At 75.3% G+C, this 17,613-nt stretch carries 20 protein-coding genes and 1 pseudogene; 4 read left to right on the top strand and 17 right to left on the bottom strand.

The genetic code is table 11. The features are described from left to right. Positions 1 to 383 (bottom strand): annotated as a pseudogene (locus FHE66_RS00910) (tRNA (adenosine(37)-N6)-threonylcarbamoyltransferase complex transferase subunit TsaD); the annotation flags it as partial. Positions 384 to 478: 95 nt separating this feature from the next. On the opposite strand from FHE66_RS00910, the gene FHE66_RS00905 reads away from it, so the two are divergent. Beyond that, a complete protein-coding gene (locus FHE66_RS00905) occupies positions 479 to 1,093 on the top strand; it encodes a malonic semialdehyde reductase (RefSeq protein WP_139071118.1) in 615 nt (204 codons plus the stop codon). A gap of 39 nt (positions 1,094 to 1,132) precedes the next feature. Here FHE66_RS00905 and rimI read toward each other — a convergent pair whose 3' ends face one another. Genes rimI through glmS form a run of 8 tightly spaced genes read right to left on the bottom strand, consistent with a single transcriptional unit; the run spans position 1,133 to position 8,565 of the window. Beyond that, positions 1,133 to 1,591: a ribosomal protein S18-alanine N-acetyltransferase gene (gene rimI / locus FHE66_RS00900; protein WP_139071117.1), complete on the bottom strand. Its 459-nt coding sequence runs from the start codon at positions 1,589 to 1,591 to the stop codon at positions 1,133 to 1,135. Then, on the bottom strand, positions 1,588 to 2,292 hold the full coding sequence (gene tsaB, locus FHE66_RS00895; protein ID WP_139071116.1) for a tRNA (adenosine(37)-N6)-threonylcarbamoyltransferase complex dimerization subunit type 1 TsaB: 705 nt from the start codon (positions 2,290 to 2,292) through the stop codon (positions 1,588 to 1,590). Before tsaB ends, rimI begins: the two co-directional genes overlap by 4 nt. A 40-nt stretch (positions 2,293 to 2,332) precedes the next feature. Next, a complete protein-coding gene (locus FHE66_RS00890; RefSeq protein ID WP_139071115.1) occupies positions 2,333 to 3,130 on the bottom strand; it encodes a hypothetical protein in 798 nt (265 codons plus the stop codon). Beyond that, positions 3,127 to 3,651 carry a tRNA (adenosine(37)-N6)-threonylcarbamoyltransferase complex ATPase subunit type 1 TsaE gene (gene tsaE / locus FHE66_RS00885; RefSeq protein ID WP_139071114.1) on the bottom strand — a complete coding sequence of 175 codons (525 nt, stop codon included), beginning with the start codon at positions 3,649 to 3,651 and terminating at the stop codon, positions 3,127 to 3,129. Before tsaE ends, FHE66_RS00890 begins: the two co-directional genes overlap by 4 nt. Next, a complete protein-coding gene (gene alr, locus FHE66_RS00880; protein WP_139071113.1) occupies positions 3,648 to 4,793 on the bottom strand; it encodes an alanine racemase in 1,146 nt (381 codons plus the stop codon). Before alr ends, tsaE begins: the two co-directional genes overlap by 4 nt. Positions 4,794 to 4,824: 31 nt before the next feature. Next, a complete protein-coding gene (locus tag FHE66_RS00875; protein WP_139071112.1) occupies positions 4,825 to 6,360 on the bottom strand; it encodes an NAD(P)H-hydrate epimerase in 1,536 nt (511 codons plus the stop codon). After that, the gene (locus FHE66_RS00870; RefSeq protein ID WP_139071111.1) at positions 6,360 to 6,710 is read right to left on the bottom strand and encodes a holo-ACP synthase; all 351 of its coding nucleotides are present in this window, start codon (positions 6,708 to 6,710) and stop codon (positions 6,360 to 6,362) included. Before FHE66_RS00870 ends, FHE66_RS00875 begins: the two co-directional genes overlap by 1 nt. A 4-nt stretch (positions 6,711 to 6,714) precedes the next feature. Continuing rightward, on the bottom strand, positions 6,715 to 8,565 hold the full coding sequence (glmS, locus tag FHE66_RS00865; RefSeq protein WP_139071110.1) for a glutamine--fructose-6-phosphate transaminase (isomerizing): 1,851 nt from the start codon (positions 8,563 to 8,565) through the stop codon (positions 6,715 to 6,717). A gap of 69 nt (positions 8,566 to 8,634) precedes the next feature. Between glmS and coaA the strand changes: the two genes are divergently transcribed. Next, positions 8,635 to 9,600, top strand: coding sequence for a type I pantothenate kinase (coaA, locus tag FHE66_RS00860; RefSeq protein ID WP_139071109.1), 966 nt, complete (start codon positions 8,635 to 8,637; stop codon positions 9,598 to 9,600). On the opposite strand, the gene FHE66_RS00855 is transcribed toward coaA, so the two are convergent. The 6 genes from FHE66_RS00855 to truA all read right to left on the bottom strand — a co-directional run bounded on the left by FHE66_RS00855 (position 9,597) and on the right by truA (position 14,451). Continuing rightward, positions 9,597 to 10,313 carry a DedA family protein gene (locus FHE66_RS00855; RefSeq protein WP_139071108.1) on the bottom strand — a complete coding sequence of 239 codons (717 nt, stop codon included), beginning with the start codon at positions 10,311 to 10,313 and terminating at the stop codon, positions 9,597 to 9,599. The two genes, coaA and FHE66_RS00855, sit on opposite strands and share 4 nt — an antisense overlap. 84 nt (positions 10,314 to 10,397) lie before the next feature. Then, positions 10,398 to 11,750 carry a phosphoglucosamine mutase gene (gene glmM / locus FHE66_RS00850; RefSeq protein WP_139071107.1) on the bottom strand — a complete coding sequence of 451 codons (1,353 nt, stop codon included), beginning with the start codon at positions 11,748 to 11,750 and terminating at the stop codon, positions 10,398 to 10,400. A gap of 91 nt (positions 11,751 to 11,841) precedes the next feature. Further along, a complete protein-coding gene (gene rpsI, locus FHE66_RS00845; protein WP_139071106.1) occupies positions 11,842 to 12,333 on the bottom strand; it encodes a 30S ribosomal protein S9 in 492 nt (163 codons plus the stop codon). A 44-nt stretch (positions 12,334 to 12,377) separates the two neighbouring features. Next, positions 12,378 to 12,821 carry a 50S ribosomal protein L13 gene (gene rplM, locus FHE66_RS00840; protein ID WP_139071105.1) on the bottom strand — a complete coding sequence of 148 codons (444 nt, stop codon included), beginning with the start codon at positions 12,819 to 12,821 and terminating at the stop codon, positions 12,378 to 12,380. 218 nt (positions 12,822 to 13,039) lie between these two features. Continuing rightward, positions 13,040 to 13,507 (bottom strand): DUF5709 domain-containing protein, encoded by a 468-nt coding sequence (locus tag FHE66_RS00835; RefSeq protein ID WP_139071104.1) that lies wholly within the window; start codon positions 13,505 to 13,507, stop codon positions 13,040 to 13,042. After that, positions 13,504 to 14,451, bottom strand: coding sequence for a tRNA pseudouridine(38-40) synthase TruA (gene truA / locus FHE66_RS00830; RefSeq protein WP_139071103.1), 948 nt, complete (start codon positions 14,449 to 14,451; stop codon positions 13,504 to 13,506). The genes FHE66_RS00835 and truA overlap by 4 nt, the downstream gene beginning before the upstream one ends. Positions 14,452 to 14,478: 27 nt before the next feature. On the opposite strand from truA, the gene FHE66_RS00825 reads away from it, so the two are divergent. Beyond that, positions 14,479 to 15,276, top strand: coding sequence for an ROK family protein (locus FHE66_RS00825; protein WP_139071102.1), 798 nt, complete (start codon positions 14,479 to 14,481; stop codon positions 15,274 to 15,276). On the opposite strand, the gene FHE66_RS00820 is transcribed toward FHE66_RS00825, so the two are convergent. Both FHE66_RS00820 and FHE66_RS00815 read right to left on the bottom strand, forming a co-directional pair. Then, a complete protein-coding gene (locus FHE66_RS00820) occupies positions 15,254 to 15,985 on the bottom strand; it encodes an alpha/beta fold hydrolase (RefSeq protein ID WP_139071101.1) in 732 nt (243 codons plus the stop codon). The genes FHE66_RS00825 and FHE66_RS00820 overlap by 23 nt on opposite strands. Before the next feature lie 29 nt (positions 15,986 to 16,014). Beyond that, positions 16,015 to 17,148, bottom strand: a complete 1,134-nt coding sequence (locus tag FHE66_RS00815; RefSeq protein WP_139071100.1) for a nucleotidyltransferase family protein — start codon at positions 17,146 to 17,148, stop codon at positions 16,015 to 16,017. Between the two features lie 289 nt (positions 17,149 to 17,437). Between FHE66_RS00815 and FHE66_RS00810 the strand changes: the two genes are divergently transcribed. Then, positions 17,438 to 17,587 carry a lasso RiPP family leader peptide-containing protein gene (locus FHE66_RS00810; protein ID WP_139071099.1) on the top strand — a complete coding sequence of 50 codons (150 nt, stop codon included), beginning with the start codon at positions 17,438 to 17,440 and terminating at the stop codon, positions 17,585 to 17,587. Positions 17,588 to 17,613: the final 26 nt, after the last annotated feature.

Genomic DNA, 17,613 nt, shown 5'->3' with positions numbered 1-17,613 from the left:
AACGGACCGTGGACGAGCTCGTCCACGGCGATGTGCCCGATGACGTGGTTGACGCCGTAGAGCGGGCGGTCCAGGGCGAGGGCGAGGGACTTCGCGGCGGCGACGCCGACGGTGAGCGAGCCGACGAGTCCTGGGCCGGCCGTCACGGCGACGGCGTCGACGTCCTCCAGGCGGCACCCGGCGGCGTCGAGCGCGGCGTCGAGCGTGGGGACGAAGGCCTCGAGGTGGGCCCGGCTCGCGACCTCGGGCACGATGCCCCCGAAGCGTGCGTGCTCGTCCATCGAGGAGGCGGTGACGTCGGCGAGCAGCTCGCGGCCGCGGACCAGCGCGAAGCCGGTCTCGTCGCAGCTCGTCTCGATCCCGAGGACCAGTGGTTCGCTCACCCCCACAGGGTAGTGCGCCACCGTGGCGGGACACGTGTGGCCGACATCACCGGCACCGCGGGATGGGGCGCGCGGCCGGCGTCGTTGCCACCGACATGACGACCGACGTTCTCCAGCACCCCTCTGTCTCCCTCGACCCGCGGATCTTCCAGGACGCGCACACGACCAACCTCTTCACCGACGAGCCGGTCGACGTCGCGACTGTGCGTGAGGTCTACGAGGCGGTGCGCTGGGCGCCGACGGCGATGAACTGCCAGCCGCTGCGCCTGGCGCTGGTCGAGCGGGGCGAGGGCCGTGAGCGTCTCGTCGCGCACCTGGCCAAGGGCAACCAGGACAAGACCCTCGTCGCGCCGCTGAGCATCGTCGTCGCCTACGACCCGGCGTTCCACGAGCACTTCGACGTCCTCGCGCCGCACCGCCCCGGGGCCCGGGAGAAGATGGACGGCGACCCCGAGTTCCGCGACGGCTTCGCCCGCACGAACGCCCTCATCCAGCTCGGCTACCTCATCCTCGGGCTGCGCGCGGCCGGTCTCGCCGTCGGCCCGATGACCGGCCTGGACGCCGCTGGCGTGGACGCCGAGCTCTTCGCCGAGTCGGGCTGGCGCACCCTCGCGGTGCTCAACGTCGGGCACGCCGCGAGCGAGGAGGACGGGGCCGTTCGTCCGCGCGCCGGGCGCCTCGACTTCGAGACGGCCGCCGTCGTCCTGTGACCGCGGCCGGCCCCGGGCAGTGTCCCGGGGCCGCGCCCGTCAGCCGGCGGTGAGGTCCCCCAGGCCACCACGCAGCCGCAGCCGCATGACGACGGCGTCCTCGTCGCCGTAGTAGCGCGGCCGGGTGCCGATCTCCTCGAACCCCGCCCGGCGGTAGAGCCGCTGGGCGGCGTCGTTGCCGGCCCGCACCTCGAGGAACACGTGGCGGGCGCGGGCGGCACGGGCCCGCTCGAGCAGGTCGGCGAGCAGTGCCGCCCCCACGCCCCTGCCGCGGCTCGCGGGAGCGACCCCGACGGTCATGACCTCGGAGTCCTCCGCCAGCGCGATCCCCGCGTAGCCGACGAGCACGCCGTCCTCCTCGGCCGCGACGTAGTACCGGCCGGCCAGGGCGAGCTCGCCGAGGTAGACCTCGCGGGACCAGGCGCCACGACCGAAGAGCTCGGCCTCGAGCTCCATCACCCGGTCGAGGTCGCCCTCGCGCAGCGGCCGGAGGGTCACGAGGCCCGCTTGCGGGCTCCCGCCGGGGACACGTCCGGGCGGCGCAGGTAGAGCGGCTCGGTGCCGAGCGCGACGTCCTCACCGGCGTCGGCGCGCGCCAGGCGTGCCGCCACGATCCGCCCGAGCACGCCCGGGTCGACCTCGTCGGGGGTCCCCGGCGTCGGGGGCACGACGTCCGCGTAGAGCACCGCGCCCGCCCCGGCGACGACGACGGGCGGCTGGTCGACGGCCGCGCCCAGCGCGTCACCGGCGACGTCCGCCGCCGGACCGACGCGAGGGCCGTCGAGCAGCTCGACGTCGTCCGCCCCGAGCGCGCGGTAGCGCGCGGAGTACACCTCCTTGCGCCGCGCGTCACCGAGGACGACGACGGTGGCGTCCGGCTCGAGGTCGAGGACCTGGCGCGCGAGGACGTCGAGGCTGCTCACGCCGTGGACGGGGATCCCGCGCGCCCGCCCGAGGGCGAGCGCGGTGACGATGCCCACGCGCAGCCCGGTGAACGGCGCCGGTCCCGTGCCGACCGCGACCCGGTCGACGTCCGCCGTCGTGAGTCCTGCCGCCTCGAGCACCTCGACGACGAGGGCGGACAGCCGCTCGGCGTGTCCGCGGTGGTCGGCGCTGCGCGCCCGGGCCAGGACGCCGGCCTCGGTGTCGTGGAGGGCGACGGCGCTGCCGGCGGAGGTGTCGATGCACAGGGTTCGCACGCGCCCAGGGTAGTCCGCGCGGGGCACGGCGGGCACGCGGCTACCGCTGCGCCGGGTCCTCGGTGGCGGTGTCCTCCCCCGGCGGGGGCGGCTCCAGCCCGGCGCGGACGTCGGCCGCGATCCGGGAGTCCGCGCGCCGGTAGTGGCGCACGAGCAGCCAGGCGACGACCGCGCCCACGACGATGATCGCGACCGGCACGAGCGGGGAGAGCGCGGCGGCGTCCTCCTGCTCCGCCGCCCGGGGCGGGGCCGTGCCGGACTCCCCGTGCCAACCGGCGAGGAAGGTCTGGAAGACCTCGGGGGGCAGCGAGCCCTGGAGCACGCCGCGGGCGCCCTCGGACACCGCGCGGACCTCCCCGTCGAGGAGCCCGAACCAGCCCTCGACGGTGTCGTCCGCGACGAGGACGGCATCCTCGGGGGCCCCGGCGACCGTCTCGGCGAGCAGCGTGTCCGCCACGACGGCGACGAGCTCGAGCCCGCCGTCCTCGGCGGCGTGGACGACGGCGACGGCCTCGGCCACGTCCTCGACCTGGCGCAGCACCGGGGCGACCCACTCCGCGGTCTGCTCGGCCACCTGGTCGGCGTGCTGCCCCGTGAGGAAGGCCTCGGTCCACCTCGCGACGGGCCGCGGGGTGCCGACGGTGAGCTGGTCGGGCGCGTCGAGGTCCGCCGCGGTGAGGGCGCGGGGCCCCTGCTCGGCGAACCAGGCGACGACGTCCTCGGGCGCGGTCGTGACGACGACGGCGGGAGCGCCGGGGTCCTCGGTCGTTGCGAGGGCGGCGGTGGGGACGGCGACGAGCAGCGCGGTGAGCACCGCCCTGAGCAGCCGGTGGGTCACGGCCGGTCCCAGGCGTCCGCCCGCCCGACGGCGGAGGCGAGGTCCACACCCTCCCAGCGCGGCCCGACGGCGCGGACGGTGACCGTGCGGGTGCCCGCGTCGGCGACCTCGTCCTGCCCGGCCAGGCCGCCGCGGGGACGCGCGACGCTGATCTCGAGCCGGTCCTCGGTGAGGTCCTCGACCATCCCCTCGCCCCACTCGACGACGGTGACCGAGTCCTCCAGGGAGCTGTCGAGGTCGAGCGCGTCGACCTCGGCGAGGGACCCGAGGCGGTAGGCGTCGACGTGGACGAGGTCGGGGCCCTGCCCGAGGCTCGGGTGGGAGCGGGCGATGATGAACGTCGGGGAGGCGACCTGGCCGCGCACCCCGAGCCCGGTGCCGATGCCCTGGGTGAGGGTCGTCTTCCCGGCGCCGAGGTCGCCGGTGAGGACGACGAGGTCCCCGGCCCGGAGCACGCCGGCGAGCCGGCGGCCCAGCTCGCGGGTGGCCTCGGGGTCGGGCAGCTGCCAGGTGGTGCTCACGGGGTGACCTCCTGCGAGACGTGGGTACGGGGGACGCGGGTGCCGAGGCGGGTGACGATCTCGTAGCCGATGGTGCCGGCCGCCGCCGCCCAGTCCTCGGCCGTGGGGACGCCGTCGCGGGCGTCGCCGAAGAGGACGGCGACGTCACCGGGGGCGACGTCGGCGCCGGGGCCGAGGTCGACGACGATCTGGTCCATGCTCACCCGGCCGGCGATGCGCGCCCTGCGCCCGGCGAGCTGGACCGGCCCGGTGCTGCCGGCGTGGCGGGGGATGCCGTCGCCGTAGCCGAGCGGGAGGAGGGCGAGCCGCCCGGCCTCCGGGGTGGCGTAGGTGTGGCCGTAGCCGACGCGCGTGCCGGCGGGGACGTCCTTGGTGAGGATGACGTCGGCCTCCAGGCGCATCGCCGCGCGCAGGCCGAGGTCGACGGGGCTCGCGACGTCGGGCGCCGGCGACAGGCCGTAGAGGGCGATGCCGGGCCGGACCAGGTCGAAGTGGGTCTCGGGGTGGAACAGCGTCCCGGAGGACGCCGCGAGGTGGCGCACGGCGGGGTGCAGGCCGGCGCGGGAGACGACGGCGAGCGCCGCGCGGAAGGCCGCGACCTGCTCGGCGGTGGTGGAGGCCTCCGGCTCGTCGCCCCGGGCGAGGTGGGACCACACCCCGACGACGTCGAGCGTGCCCTCCGCGGCGAGCCGGGCGGCGTGGTCGACGAGCCCGTCCCACGCCTCGGGCCGGGCGCCGCCGCGGCCCATCCCGGTGTCGGCCTTGAGGTGGACGCGGGCGGGCCGGCCGGCGCGCACGGCGGCCGCGGCGAGCTCCTCCAGCGCCCACGGCGCGGCGGCCGAGACGTCGATCCCGGCGGCGACCGCGTCGGTCAGGGGCGCACCCGGCGCGTAGATCCACGTGAGGAGCGGCTCGGTGACGCCCGCGGCGCGCAGGCCGAGCGCCTCCCCGAGCTGGGCGACGCCGAGCCAGGTCGCCCCGGCGGCCAGCGCGGTGCGCGCGACCGGGAGGAGGCCGTGCCCGTAGGCGTCGGCCTTGACCACGGCCATGACCTCCGCACGGCCGGCGACGGCGCGCAGCCGCTCGACGTTCGCGCGGATGGCGGCGTGGTCGACGACCGCCCGGGCCGGGTAGTAGCTCACAGTCCCCGAGTCTCCCACCTGTGCCCGGCCCTCAGGGTGAGGCCAGGACGTCGGCGACGACGCCGGGGAGGGCGTCGGCCACCGTGAGGGCGGTGACCGGGCCACCGGCGGACGCACGCGTCCCGGCCCGGCCGTGGAGGAGGGCCGCGGCCGCGGCGAGCTCGGCGGTGAGGGCGCCGTCCGGGTCTCCCCCGCCGGCGAGGTCCTCCGCGCGCTGGGCGAGCAGCGCCCCGAGCACACCGGCGAGCACGTCGCCGGTGCCGGCGGTGGCCAGCCACGGGCCGCCGTCGGCCTGGGTGAGGGTGGTGCCGCCCGGGGCGGCGACGACCGTCGTCGCCCCCTTGAGCAGGACGGTGGCGCCGGTGAGCGCGGCGGCGCGGCGGGCGGCGGGCAGCGGAGCGGCCTCGACGTCGGCGCGGCTCGTCCTCTCCCCGCGCTCGGTGAGGAGCTGGGCGAGCTCCCCGGCGTGCGGGGTGAGGACGACGGTCGCGGGCAGCCGCTCGGGGGCCAGGGCCAGCGCCCCGGCGTCGAGGACGGCGGGCAGGCCGTCGGCGAGCGCCCGGCGCAGGGCGTCGCGGACGTCCTCGGCGCGTCCTTCGTCGGCCGGGTCGACGCCGCTGCCTGCGGCCCAGGCCTGGACCCGGCCGCTGCCGGCGACGACCTCGGGGAAGCGTTCGTGGACGAGGCGGGTGGGGCCCTCCGGGCCGAGGTAGCGCACCATGCCCACGCCGGTGCGCATCGCGCCGGCGGCGGCGAGGACGGCGGCGCCGGGGTAGGTCGTCGACCCGGCGACGAGGCCGAGGACACCGCGGGTGTATTTGTGGTCGGTGGGCAGGGGCGGGCGGAGCAGGTCGGCGACGTCGGCGGGGCCGAGGCGGGCGAGGGCCGCCTCCCCCAGCCCGAGCCCGATGTCGACGACGACGAGCCGTCCGGCGAGCGCCTCGGCCGGGCGGGCGAGCAGGCCCGGCTTGGCCGCGCCCATCGTCACCGTGACGTCCGCGCGCAGGACCGGCCCGGCCACCGTGCCGTCGTCGACCCCGATGCCCGAGGGGACGTCGACGGCGACGACGGTCGGCTCGTCGGGCATCGCGGCCCGCCGGTCGGCGAGCGCCGTGACGATCCCGGCGAGCGGCTCGCGCAGGGCGCCGCGCGCGCCGATGCCGGTGAGCCCGTCGAGCCACACCCCGGCGCGGTCGGCGAGGACGGTGAGGAGCTCCTCGCGTGGCCGGCCGGCGGCGTCGAGGACGTCGTGGGTGCGGACCCCGGCCCGGCGCGCCGCGGCCAGGCCGCGCTCGTGGGGGCGGTCGGTGCACAGCGCGGCGGCCACCTGCAGCCCGCGGCGGGCGAGGTAGGCGCCGGCGTACAGGGCGTCCCCGCCGTTGTTGCCACCGCCGACGAGCAGGAGCACCGTCGTGCCGCTGCGGCGCGCCCCGAGCCGGTCGAGCTCCTCGAGCACGGCCGTCGCGACGGCGAAGGCGGCGTGGGTCATGAGCGCGTCGGCCGGGGTGGCGGCGAGCAGGGGGGCCTCCGCCTCCCGGATCGCCTGTGCCTCGTGTGCGCGGATCATCAGCCCTCGGCGACGACCATGGCCGAGGCGATCCCGGCGTCGTGGGAGATGGACAGGTGCCAGGTGCGCACGCCGAGCTCGGCGGCCCGCTGCGCGACGGAGGCGCGCACGTGGACGACCGGCGCCCCGCCCGGCACCCGCTCGACGGTGCAGTCCTGCCACGACATGCCGCCCGGTGCCCCGAGCGCCTTGGCGATGGCCTCCTTCGCGGCGAAGCGCGCCGCGAGCGAGGCCGACGGCAGGCCGCGCTCCTCGGTGGTGAAGAGCCTGTCCCGCAGCCGGGGCGTGCGCTCGAGGGTCGCCATGAACCGTTCGACGTCGACGACGTCGATCCCCACCCCGACGATCACCGGCTCACTCCACGGTCACGGACTTCGCGAGGTTGCGCGGCTGGTCGACGTCGTAGCCCTTCGCCCGGGCGAGCTCGGAGGCGAAGATCTGCAACGGCACGACGGACACGAGCGGCGTCATGAGCGTCGGCGTGGCCGGGTAGCGGAAGACGACGTCGGCGTACGGCTCGACGGCGTCGTCGCCGTCCTCGGCGATGACGAGGGTGCGCGCACCGCGCGCCCGCACCTCCTGGATGTTGGAGATGACCTTGGCGTGCAGGGTGGGCCGGCGCGGCGTGGGGACGACGACGAAGACCGGCTGTCCCTCCTCGACCAGCGCGATCGGCCCGTGCTTGAGCTCCCCGGCGGCGAAGCCCTCGGCGTGGATGTAGGCGAGCTCCTTGAGCTTGAGCGCACCCTCGAGCGCCACCGGGTAGCCCACGTGCCGCCCGAGGAAGAGCACCGACGTCGTGTCGCGCATCGCGCGGGCGACCTCGCGGACCTCGTCCTGGCGGGAGAGGACCTCCTCGATGCGGGCGGGGATGCGCCCGAGCTCGGCGAGGTAGTCGGCGACCTCGTCGATGTACTTGTTGCCGCGCAGCTGGGCGAGGTAGAGGCCCAGGAGGTAGGTCGCGGTGATCTGGGCGATGAAGGCCTTCGTCGAGGCGACGGCGACCTCCGGCCCGGCGTGGGTGTACAGGACGGCGTCGGACTCCCGCGCGATCGTCGAGCCGTAGGTGTTGACGACGGCGAGCACCTTGGAGCCCTGCTCGCGCGCGTGCCGCACGGCCATGATCGTGTCCATCGTCTCCCCGGACTGGGAGACCGCGACGACGAGCGTCTTCTCGTTGACGACGGGGTCGCGGTAGCGGAACTCGTGGGCGAGCTCGACCTCGACCGGGATGCGGCACCAGTGCTCGATGGCGTACTTCGCGACGAACCCGGCGTAGGCGGCGGTGCCGCAGGCGACGACGATGATCTTGTCGATGCTGCGCAGGATCGTCTCGTCGATGCGCAGCTCGTCGAGCTTGAGACGGCCGAGCTCGTCGGTGCGCCCGAGCAGGGTGTCGGCCACGGCCTGGGGCTGGTCGTGGATCTCCTTGTCCATGAAGGAGTCGAAGCCGCCCTTGACGGCCGCGGCGGCGTCCCACTCGACGGTGAACGCCCGCGGCTCGACCTCCTGGCCGGCGGCGTCCACGACGGTGACGGAGTCGCCGGTGAGGGTGACGACCTGGTCCTGGTCGACCTCCAGCGCCCGCTTGGTCTGGGAGACGAACGCGGCGACGTCGGAGCCGAGGTAGTTCGCGCCCTCGCCCAGCCCGATGACGAGCGGGGAGTTGCGGCGGGCCGCGACGATCGTGCCCGGGTGGTCGGCGTGGACGGCGACGAGCGTGAAGGCACCCTCCAGCCGCGCGGTCACGGCGAGCATCGCGGCGGTGAGGTCACCGGCGTAGGCGCGCCCCAGGAGGTGGGCGACGACCTCGGTGTCGGTCTGGGAGAGGAAGAGCGCGCCGTCGGCCTCGAGCTCGCGGCGCAGCGCGGCGTAGTTCTCGATGATCCCGTTGTGGACGACGGCGAGGTTGCCGTCCCCGGACAGGTGCGGGTGGGCGTTCTCGTCGGTGGGGCCGCCGTGGGTGGCCCACCGGGTGTGCCCGATCGCGGCCCTGGAGGGCGGCAGCGGGTAGCGCTCGAGCTCGTCGAGCAGGTTCTGGAGCTTGCCTGCCTTCTTGCGCACCGCGAGCCCGCCGTCGGTGACGGCGGCGATCCCCGCGGAGTCGTAGCCCCGGTACTCCAGACGGGCCAGCCCGTCGAGCACGACCTCGGCAGGCGGGGTGCCTGCGCTCGCCACGGACACGGCACCCACGATTCCGCACATGTCGCCCAGGCTATCGTCTCGGGCGGCGGCCGGGCGCGGCACACCTCGCGGTAGGGGACACTGTGTGCCGTGACCCAGCCCGCGCTCCCGGCAGCCCCCACGTCGCTGTCCCCCTTCCTGGAGCTCGACCGCAGGGCGTGGAGCAGGCTGTCGGCGTCGACCCCGCAGCCGCTCACGGCCGGCGACATCGACCGCCTCCGCGGCCTGGGCGACCCCATCGACCTCGAGGAGGTCGACACGGTCTACCGGCCGCTGTCGAGGCTGCTGTCGCTGTACGTCGCCTCCTCGCGCCGGCTCGGGTCGGTGACGTCGACGTTCCTCGGGGAGCGGATGGGCCGCACGCCGTTCGTCATCGGGGTGGCCGGCTCGGTGGCCGTCGGGAAGTCGACGGCCTCGCGCCTCCTGCGCGAGATGCTGCGCCGCTGGTCCGGCACGCCCCGGGTGGAGCTCGTCACCACCGACGGCTTCCTCCACCCCAACGCCGAGCTCGAGCGGCGCGGGCTCATGACGCGCAAGGGCTTCCCGGAGTCCTACGACCAGCGCGCGCTGCTGCGCTTCCTCAGCGCGGTGAAGTCCGGGGTGCCGGAGGTGAGCGCCCCGGTGTACGACCACCTCACCTACGACATCGTCCCCGGCAAGCAGATCACCGTGCGCCGCCCGGACGTCCTCATCGTCGAGGGCCTCAACGTCCTCCAGCCGGCGCGCACGACGTCGGACGGCTCCCCGAGCCTCGCGGTGAGCGACTTCTTCGACTTCTCGATCTACGTCGACGCCCGCACCGACGACGTGCGCCGCTGGTACGTCGACCGGTTCCTCTCGCTGCGCCGCACCGCGTTCGCCGACCCACGGTCCTACTTCCGCCGCTACGCGGACCTCAGCGACGAGGAGGCGACCGCCACGGCGACCCGCATCTGGAGCACGATCAACGAGCCGAACCTCGAGGAGAACATCCTCCCGACCCGCAGCCGGGCCTCCCTCGTCCTCACCAAGGCGGGCGACCACCGGATGCGCCGGATGCGCCTGCGCAAGATCTAGCCGGAGGTGCTCGTGCGCTCGTCGCTGCCGCGCCCCGGCGCGGGTGGGTCCGCGGGCGGCACGTAGTCGGGGTCCAGGGCCCCCAGGCTCTCGGGCAGCTTGCTGCCCAGGCGCCGATGGACCCACCGCAGCAGCGCGTCGACCCCGAACCCGAGGAGCACGCCACCGGCCACACCGACGCCGACGGCGACGAGCGGGTGGTCGTGGAGGAAGACGCCGGCGCCCATGCCGAGCAACGTCGCGTACCCGCCCCAGAGGATGGCCGCGATCCCGGCGACGAGGACGAAGCGGGGGCGCGGGAAGCGCACGGCGCCCGCGGTCATGTTCACCGCCACACGGCCGATCGGGATGAAGCGCGCGGAGAGGATGAGGACGGTGCCCCGGTGGACGAGGGCGCGCCTGGCCCACCCCAGGCTGGCCTGCCCGCGTCTTCCCTGGAAGATCCGCAACCGGTCGATGGGCACCTTCGTGCCGATCGTGTACGCGATGAGGTCCCCGGCGAACGCGCCCGTCGCGGCGACGAGGATGAGCAGCCACAGGTTGGGCCCCTCCCCGGTCATCGCGAGCACGGCGACGGCGATGACGATCGACTCGCTGGGGACCGGCGGGAAGAACCCGTCGATCATGGCGAGCGTGAGGACGGCGACCAGGAGCCACGGGGAGTCGGCCATGCCGAGGACCCAGGCCTCGATCCCCATCATCGCCTCGCTCACGAGGTTCTCACCGGGCTCACCTCACCATTGAATCCCGCCGGGCCCCGGATGTCACCGGGGAGGAGTCGTCGGTCCGGTCGGTGGTCAGCCGAGGGACAGGCGCGCACGCACGACCTCTGCCAGCTCGCCGGCGACGAGGTCGGCCTCCTCCTGGGTCGCGGCCTCGACCATGACCCGGACGAGCGACTCGGTGCCCGAGGGGCGGAGCAGGACGCGGCCGGTGTCCCCGAGGCGCGTCTCGGCGGCGGCGACGGCCTCCTGGAGGACGGCGTCCTGCCCTGCGCGCGCCTTGTCGACGCCACCGACGTTGAGGAGGGTCTGCGGCAGTCGGGTGACGATCGAGGCGAGGTCGGCGAGCGGGCGGCCGCTCTCCACGACCCGCGCCGCCAGGAGGAGCGCGGTGAGCAGGCCGTCGCCTGTCGTGGCGTGGTCGCTGGCGATGACGTGGCCGGACTGCTCACCGCCGAGGTTGAAGCCGCCCGCGCGCATGGCCTCGAGCACGTAGCGGTCCCCGACCCCCGTCTGCACGGTGCGGATGCCCGCCTCCCGCATGGCGAGGAGCAGGCCGAGGTTGCTCATGACGGTGACGACCAGGGTGTCCTCGGCGAGCTGCCCGCGCTCCTTGAGCGCGGTGGCGAGCACCCCCATGATCTGGTCACCGTCGACGATGGTGCCGGCGTGGTCCACGGCGATGCAGCGGTCGGCGTCGCCGTCGAAGGCCACGCCCATCGCCGCGCCGGAGGCGACGGTGACGGCCTGGAGCTGCTCGGGGTGGGTCGAGCCGCAGTCGTCGTTGATGTTGCGGCCGTCGGGCGAGGCGTTGATGACGACGACGTCGGCACCGGCCTCCCGCAGGGCGAGCGGGGCGATGTCGCTGGCGGCACCGTTGGCGCAGTCGATGGCGATGCGCAGGCCCTCGAGCGGTCGCCCGGTGGCGGCGACGAGGTGGTCGATGTACGTGCGGTCCGCGGAGCGCGCGTCCTCCTCGATGCGACCCACGCCGTCACCCGTCGGGCGCGCCCAGTCGGTGCCCAGGCTCTCCTCGATGGCGTCCTCGATGGCGTCCTCGAGCTTGAAGCCACCTCGCGCGAAGAACTTGATGCCGTTGTCGGGCATGGGGTTGTGGGAGGCGGAGATGACGACGCCGAGGTCGACGTCCGTCGTCGCCGTGAGGTGTGCGACACCGGGCGTCGGCAGCACGCCGACCTGGACGACGTCGACGCCCGCGCTCGTGAGCCCGGCGGCGATCGCGGCGGAGAGGAAGTCACCGGAGATGCGGGTGTCACGGCCGATGACGGCACGTGGCCGGCGGCCCGAACCCTCCGTGCTGGCGGTGAGCACCCGCGCGGCGGCGGCGCCCAGCCCGAGCGCCAGCTCGGCGGAGATGTCCCGGTTGGCGAGCCCTCGCACGCCGTCGGTGCCGAAGAGTCGAGGCATCAGCAGTCCTTCACGTCTCAGGTCGGTGTCGAGATACGACGACGGTCCCGGGCCGGCGGAGCCGGCACGGGACCGTCGTCCATGGCGCAGGTCAGCGCTTGGAGTACTGCGGGGCCTTACGGGCCTTCTTGAGGCCGGCCTTCTTGCGCTCGACGGCGCGGGCGTCGCGAGTGAGGAACCCGGCCTTCTTCAGCGTCGGGCGGTTGGACTCCGCGTCGATCTCGTTGAGGGCGCGGGCCACGCCGAGGCGCAGCGCGCCGGCCTGACCGGAGATGCCGCCGCCGTGGATCCGGGCGATGACGTCGAAGCGGCCCTCGATGTCGAGGAGCGTGAACGGGGACTTCACGAGCTGCTGGTGCAGCTTGTTGGGGAAGTAGTCCTCGAGCGTGCGGCCGTTGATGGTCCAGTTGCCCGTCCCGGGGACGAGTCGGACGCGCGCGACCGCTTCCTTGCGGCGACCGAGCGCCTGGCCCGGAGCGGTGAGGCTCTGACCGGCGCCCTGGGCGGGCGCCTCGGTCTCGGTGGTGTAGCTGCTGGGGACGTTCTCGTCGTCCAGCTCGATCTCAGGAGTGGTCTCAGCCACAGTTCTCCTCGTGTCCTGGTGAGAGGCTGCCCGGTCCTGACGGACTACTGGGCAACCTGGGTGATCTCGAAGGCCTGCGGCTGCTGCGCGGCGTGGGGGTGCTCAGGGCCGGCGTACACCTTGAGCTTCTTGAGCTGGTCACGACCGAGGGTCGTCTTGGGCACCATCCCGCGCACGGCCTTCTCGATGACGCGCTCGGGGAAGCGCTCCAGCAGCTGTGCGTAGGTGGTCGCCTTGAGGCCGCCCGGGTAGCCCGAGTGGCGGTAGGCGAGCTTGTCTTCGAGCTTGCTGCCGGTGAGGGCGACCTTCTCCGCGTTGACGACGATGACGAAGTCACCGTTGTCGACGTGCGGAGCGAAGCTCGGCTTGTGCTTCCCACGGAGCAGGGTGGCGACGTGGGTCGCCAGTCGGCCGAGGACGACGTCGGTAGCGTCGATGACGTACCAGTTCTTCTCGACGTCGCCGGGCTTCGGTGTGTACGTGCGCACGGGCGTAGCCTTCGTTTCTCTCATCGAGGGCGGACACTGTGCGCGAGGCGCACTGCCGCCCATGGTCTGGTGATGCTCGCTGCGCGCATCCGCGCAGGCGCCGGCGAGTGGGAGCACCGGGGAGCGCAAAGGGATGCACAACGACATCCAAGGGTACCGCCGCGGTCCGGGCCTGGTCAAAGGGCCCGTGATCCGGGTCGAGTGAGACGCGCCACCGGTCAGCCCGGGGTACCCCCTTCGTCGGTGAGCCCGATGGGGTCGTTCTCGTCGCGCACGCGCACCGCTGCCTCCTCGGCGCTGGCCGCTCCCCCGGCGACCCCGACGTCGCGCGCCATCATGTCCTGCTCCCGCGTACCGCCGGCTCCGGCGGCCTCGTCGGGCACCGCCTCGAGGCGTCCGGCGCGGTCCGGCTCACGGGACGGGTCGGCCGCCACGGGAGCGTCCCAGACCTCCGGCTCCTCCGCCTCGAGCCGCTCGTCGAGCGTGTGGCCCTCGATGAGCTCGCGCTCGGTGAGGTTCTGGCCGCGCAGGGGGTCCCGCTCCGGCGGGGAGTACCCCTCCTCGATGAGGTCGTCGACCCCCCGCTCCTCAAGCGTGTCCTCCTTGGAGAGCTGGTCGGTGTCCCCCTCGCCAGGCCACTGGAGATCCGGGCTGGTCGCGGGGGTGTCCTCTGCTGGTTCGGTCATGGTTCCAGGCTGCCATCGGCTCCCGGCTCGCGCACGGGGAGCGGGGCGGGCAGCGTGCGGACGTTGCGCGCCTGCGCCGCGCGCGCGGCGAGCTCCGCGTCGGGCGGGTAGGCGACCTCCTCGAGGGTGAGGCCGTGGGCGGGGGCGACGGCGACGGCCGGGTCGCGCCGCCCCGCGGCCAGGACCGCGGCCGGCCAGTCCACCGGGCGGCGCCCCTCGCCCACCGCGAGGCTCGCGCCGACGAGCGCGCGGACCATCGAGTGGCAGAACGCGTCGGCACGCACCGTGGCGACGACGAGCCCGCCGTCGGCCTCGGGCACCCGCTCCCAGCGCAGCACCTGCAGGGTGCGGATCGTCGTGGCCCCCTCCCGGGGCTTGCAGTACGCGGCGAAGTCGTGCTCCCCGAGCAGCCACTGGGCGGCGAGGTCCATCGCGGCGACGTCGAGCGGTCGCCCGTGCCACAGGACGTCGTGGCGGCGCAGGGGGTCACGGGTGCCCGGAGAGTCGGCGATCCGGTAGGCGTAGCGGCGGGCCACCGCGGAGAAGCGCGCGTCGAACCCGGCGGGGGCGGGGGCGGCGCGCCACACGACGACGTCACCCGCGCCGCGGGGGTGTGCGCCCCGCCCGAGCACCCCGGCGAGCCGGGCGACGAGGGCCTCCCCCGGCGCGCGGTCGCTGCGCCCGGGCAGTGCCGCCCACGCCTCGCGCGGGACGTCGAGGTGGGCGACCTGCCCGCGGGCGTGCACGCCGGCGTCGGTGCGTCCCGCGACGGTGAGCCTGGCCGGCGCGGGGAGGCGCAGGACGGTGGTCAGCGCCTCCTCCAGGGTCCCCTGGACGGTGCGCAGGCCCGGCTGGGCGGCCCACCCGGCGAAGCCGGTGCCGTCGTAGCGCAGGTCGAGGCGGACCCTGAGGGTCCCGGTCGGGGTGGGGGTTCCTGCGCTCACCCGCCTGAGGCTAGTAGCGTCGGACGGGTGGACCCAGTGAGCACCGACGGCCGCACGCCGGCCACCCTCGCCGTCGACTGCGGCGGAGGGGGGATCAAGGCCTCCGTGCTCGACGCCGCCGGCACCATGCACGCCGCGCCCGTCCGGGCGGCCACCCCCTACCCGCTGCCGCCCGAGCGCCTGCTCGAGACGATCCGCGCGCTCGCCGAGCAGCTCCCGCCGGCCGACCGCGCCACCGTCGGGATGCCCGGGATGATCCGCCACGGCGTCGTCGTGAGCACCCCCCACTACGTCACCCGCGCCGGCCCGCGCACCCGGGTCCTGCCCGAGCTCGTCACGGCGTGGGAGGGGCTGGACTTCCAGGACGCGCTCAGCGCGACCCTCGGGATGCCGGTCCTCCTCCTCAACGACGCCGAGGTGCACGGCGCCGGGGTCATCGCCGGCGCGGGCCTCGAGCTCGTCGTCACCCTCGGCACCGGGCTGGGCAACGCCCTGTTCGACGGCGGCCGTCTCGCCCCGCACCTCGAGCTCTCCCGCTCCCCCGCCCGCTGGGGGCTCACCTACGACGAGTACATCGGGGAGCACGAGCGGCTCCGGCTCGGCGATGCGATGTGGTCCCGTCGCGTCCGCCAGGTGGTCGACTCGCTGCGGCCGGTCTTCCTGTGGGACCGGCTCTACCTCGGTGGCGGGAACTCCCGCCGGATCACCCCGCAGGCGGTCGACCGGCTGGGCGACGAGGTGGTCGTCGTGCCGAACAGCGCGGGCATCGTCGGCGGCGTGCGGGCATGGGCCCTGGGCGGGATCAGCCCGAGCCGCCGGCCCTGACCGTGCCGGGGCCGACCTCCGCGACGAGGTCGAGCATGATGCGGTTGAAGTCCGCCGGGCGGACGAGGGAGACGAGGTGGTGGGCCCCGGGGACGACGTGGAGCCGGCCGTTCGCGCAGGCCGCGAGCAGCCGGCGCTCCTCGAGGCGGAAGTGGTCCCAGCGGCCGTTGACCAGTCGCACCGGCACGTCCCCGAGCGCCCGGAGGTCGGCGACGGGGTCGATGCCCGCGACGGCGGCGAGCGCCGCGTCCATCACCCCGAGCGCCATGCCGCCCGCGTCGAGGTCGGCGACGGCATCCCGGGGCAGCGCGAGCCGGGCGAGGGTGTCGTTGAGGCCGCGTCCGCCGTCCGGCAGCCGGGCGATGAGCCGGGCCACCCGGCGGTAGCCGGCCAGCCCGGGCCCCCTGGGCCGGGTCGAGCAGCCCGCGGCGAGGACCCCGGCGACGGGCCGTGCGGTGCGGGCCGCCCAGTGCAGGGCGAGGTAGCCCCCGAGCGACAGCCCCACGACGACGACGGCGCCGCCCGCGGACCGCGCGGCGTCCTCGATCGCCGCGTGGGCGCCGTCGAGCGTGAAGGGCTCGGCCGCGCGCTCGCCGTGCCCGGGCAGGTCCGGGGCGAGGGCGGGCACGCCGGCCTCCTCGAGCGCGGCGAGCTGGCGCAGCCACATCGTCCGCGACGCGCGGATCCCGTGCACGAGGAGGACCGTCACCGGCCGACCGTCGACGGTCTCCGGGCCGCTCACCGCGCGGCGGCCGCGGACCGGGCGCCGGCCTCCACCGCCCGGAGGTAGACCTCCAGCGCCTGCGGGCCGGCGGGCACCCGGTCCGGGGCGGGGCCGGCCGCCGGGCGCACCCGGTCGCGCATGCCCTGGCCGGCGTTCCGCGCGACCTGCACAGCGGTGCGCACGGCGCCCGGTCGCACGGCGCGCGAGACGAGCCGGGGCACGGAGGCGTCGCTGCGGTGGGCTGCCACCGGCCAGAGCCGGTCGACCGCGTCCAGGAGCGCACCCAGCGGCGCCGACGTCCCGAGCCTGCGGTGGACCTCGTCCGGCACCGGGGTCCCGAGCGTGGCCACCGACCTGCGCAGCGCGAGCGAGACCTGGGCCTGGGCGCCCCACTGCACGGCGCGGTCCGCGACGACCCCCCAGTCCTCCACCTGCCGGGCGAGCTGGTCGACGTCGAGCATCCACGCGAGCCGGTTCGCGCCGGCGAGGGCGGCGTGCAGGGCGACGTGGACGAGGGAGTCGGCCCCGTCCATCGTCCACGCCCGCGCGAGCCCGATGCGCACCTGCCGGCGCCGGGCCAGCAGCTCGTCGGTGGGGATGGTGAACAGCCGCCGCCGTGAGCGCATGTTGACCATGGCCCAGTGGAGGTCCACGGGGATGCCCGCGGGGGTGAACCAGTGCATCTCACCGGGGACCTCGGGGTTGCGGAGCATGTCCTCGTAGTCCCCGACCTCCCAGCCGGCGGCGAGGAGCGCCGCGCTCACCCGGCGCAGGTCCTGCGGGGCGACGAGCAGGTCGAGGTCGCCGTAGGGCCGCAGGCCGGGGACCGGGTGGGCGAGCTCGGAGAGCACCGGGCCCTTGAAGACGACCCACGGCACTCCCCCGAGGAGCTCACCGACCTGCCCGAGGAGCATCCCGGCCCGGATGTGGAGGGACTTGGCGACGTCGCGGTCGGGGCGCAGCAGCTCGGCGGCCCGGGGGGCCTGCTCACGGAGCCTGACGTGCGTGAGCGGGGAGATCCGGTGGTGCCGGGCCGCCCGGACGAGCGCGGCGTCCGGCACGTCGGCAGCACGGCCACCGACCTCGTCGCGGCACACCGCGACGAGCAGCTCGGAGACGGCGCGCTCGCCGGCCCTGGTCCCGTCCATCCTCGTCCCGTCCTCGTCGCCGCGTGGTCAGGGCGAGCGTAGCGACGCGGCGGTGCCGGGGACGCCGATTCGCGCCTCCACGAGGTCGCCCCGCGCGGGGGGTGAGAGGCCGGGTGACGGTACCCGTCCCAGCTGGTCACCCCGGCTTCACCCAGGTTCTCGGGCCCAGGGCATCCTCCTACAGGGGTCGCCGACCCTAGGCTCGGTCCCACGTCAGCGGCACCCCCCGTTCCGCTGTCGGAGCCGGCCCCCACGAGGGTGCCGTGCACACCGTGACGAAGGAGGCTCCATGTACGAAGCGCCACGCATGACCGAGGTGGGAAGCGTCCACGGCCTGACCCTGGGCAAGCTCGCCTGGGGTCCTCAGAAGGACAACCACATCTGGTGGGACGTCTGGGGCGACCCGGCCGACCCGAAGCCCCCGGTCGGCTCCCGCTGACCGCGACGCTTTCGGGGCGGGGGGGG

It is taken from the genome of Georgenia sp. 311 (assembly GCF_006151955.1).
GTDB lineage: Bacteria > Actinomycetota > Actinomycetes > Actinomycetales > Actinomycetaceae > Oceanitalea > Oceanitalea wutianyii.
The sequence above is the reverse complement of the archived record's forward strand: the minus strand, read 5'-3'. Positions and strand labels throughout refer to the sequence as shown.

Coding starts and splice junctions, on each gene's coding strand:
- FHE66_RS00905 (WP_139071118.1), top strand. CDS start 479: ATGACGACCGACGTTCTCCAGCACCCCTCTGTCTCCCTCGACCCGCGG.
- FHE66_RS00875 (WP_139071112.1), bottom strand. CDS start 6,360: ATGATCCGCGCACACGAGGCACAGGCGATCCGGGAGGCGGAGGCCCCC.
- glmS (WP_139071110.1), bottom strand. CDS start 8,565: ATGTGCGGAATCGTGGGTGCCGTGTCCGTGGCGAGCGCAGGCACCCCG.
- glmM (WP_139071107.1), bottom strand. CDS start 11,750: ATGCCTCGACTCTTCGGCACCGACGGCGTGCGAGGGCTCGCCAACCGG.
- FHE66_RS00835 (WP_139071104.1), bottom strand. CDS start 13,507: ATGACCGAACCAGCAGAGGACACCCCCGCGACCAGCCCGGATCTCCAG.
- FHE66_RS00815 (WP_139071100.1), bottom strand. CDS start 17,148: ATGGACGGGACCAGGGCCGGCGAGCGCGCCGTCTCCGAGCTGCTCGTC.
- FHE66_RS00810 (WP_139071099.1), top strand. CDS start 17,438: ATGTACGAAGCGCCACGCATGACCGAGGTGGGAAGCGTCCACGGCCTG.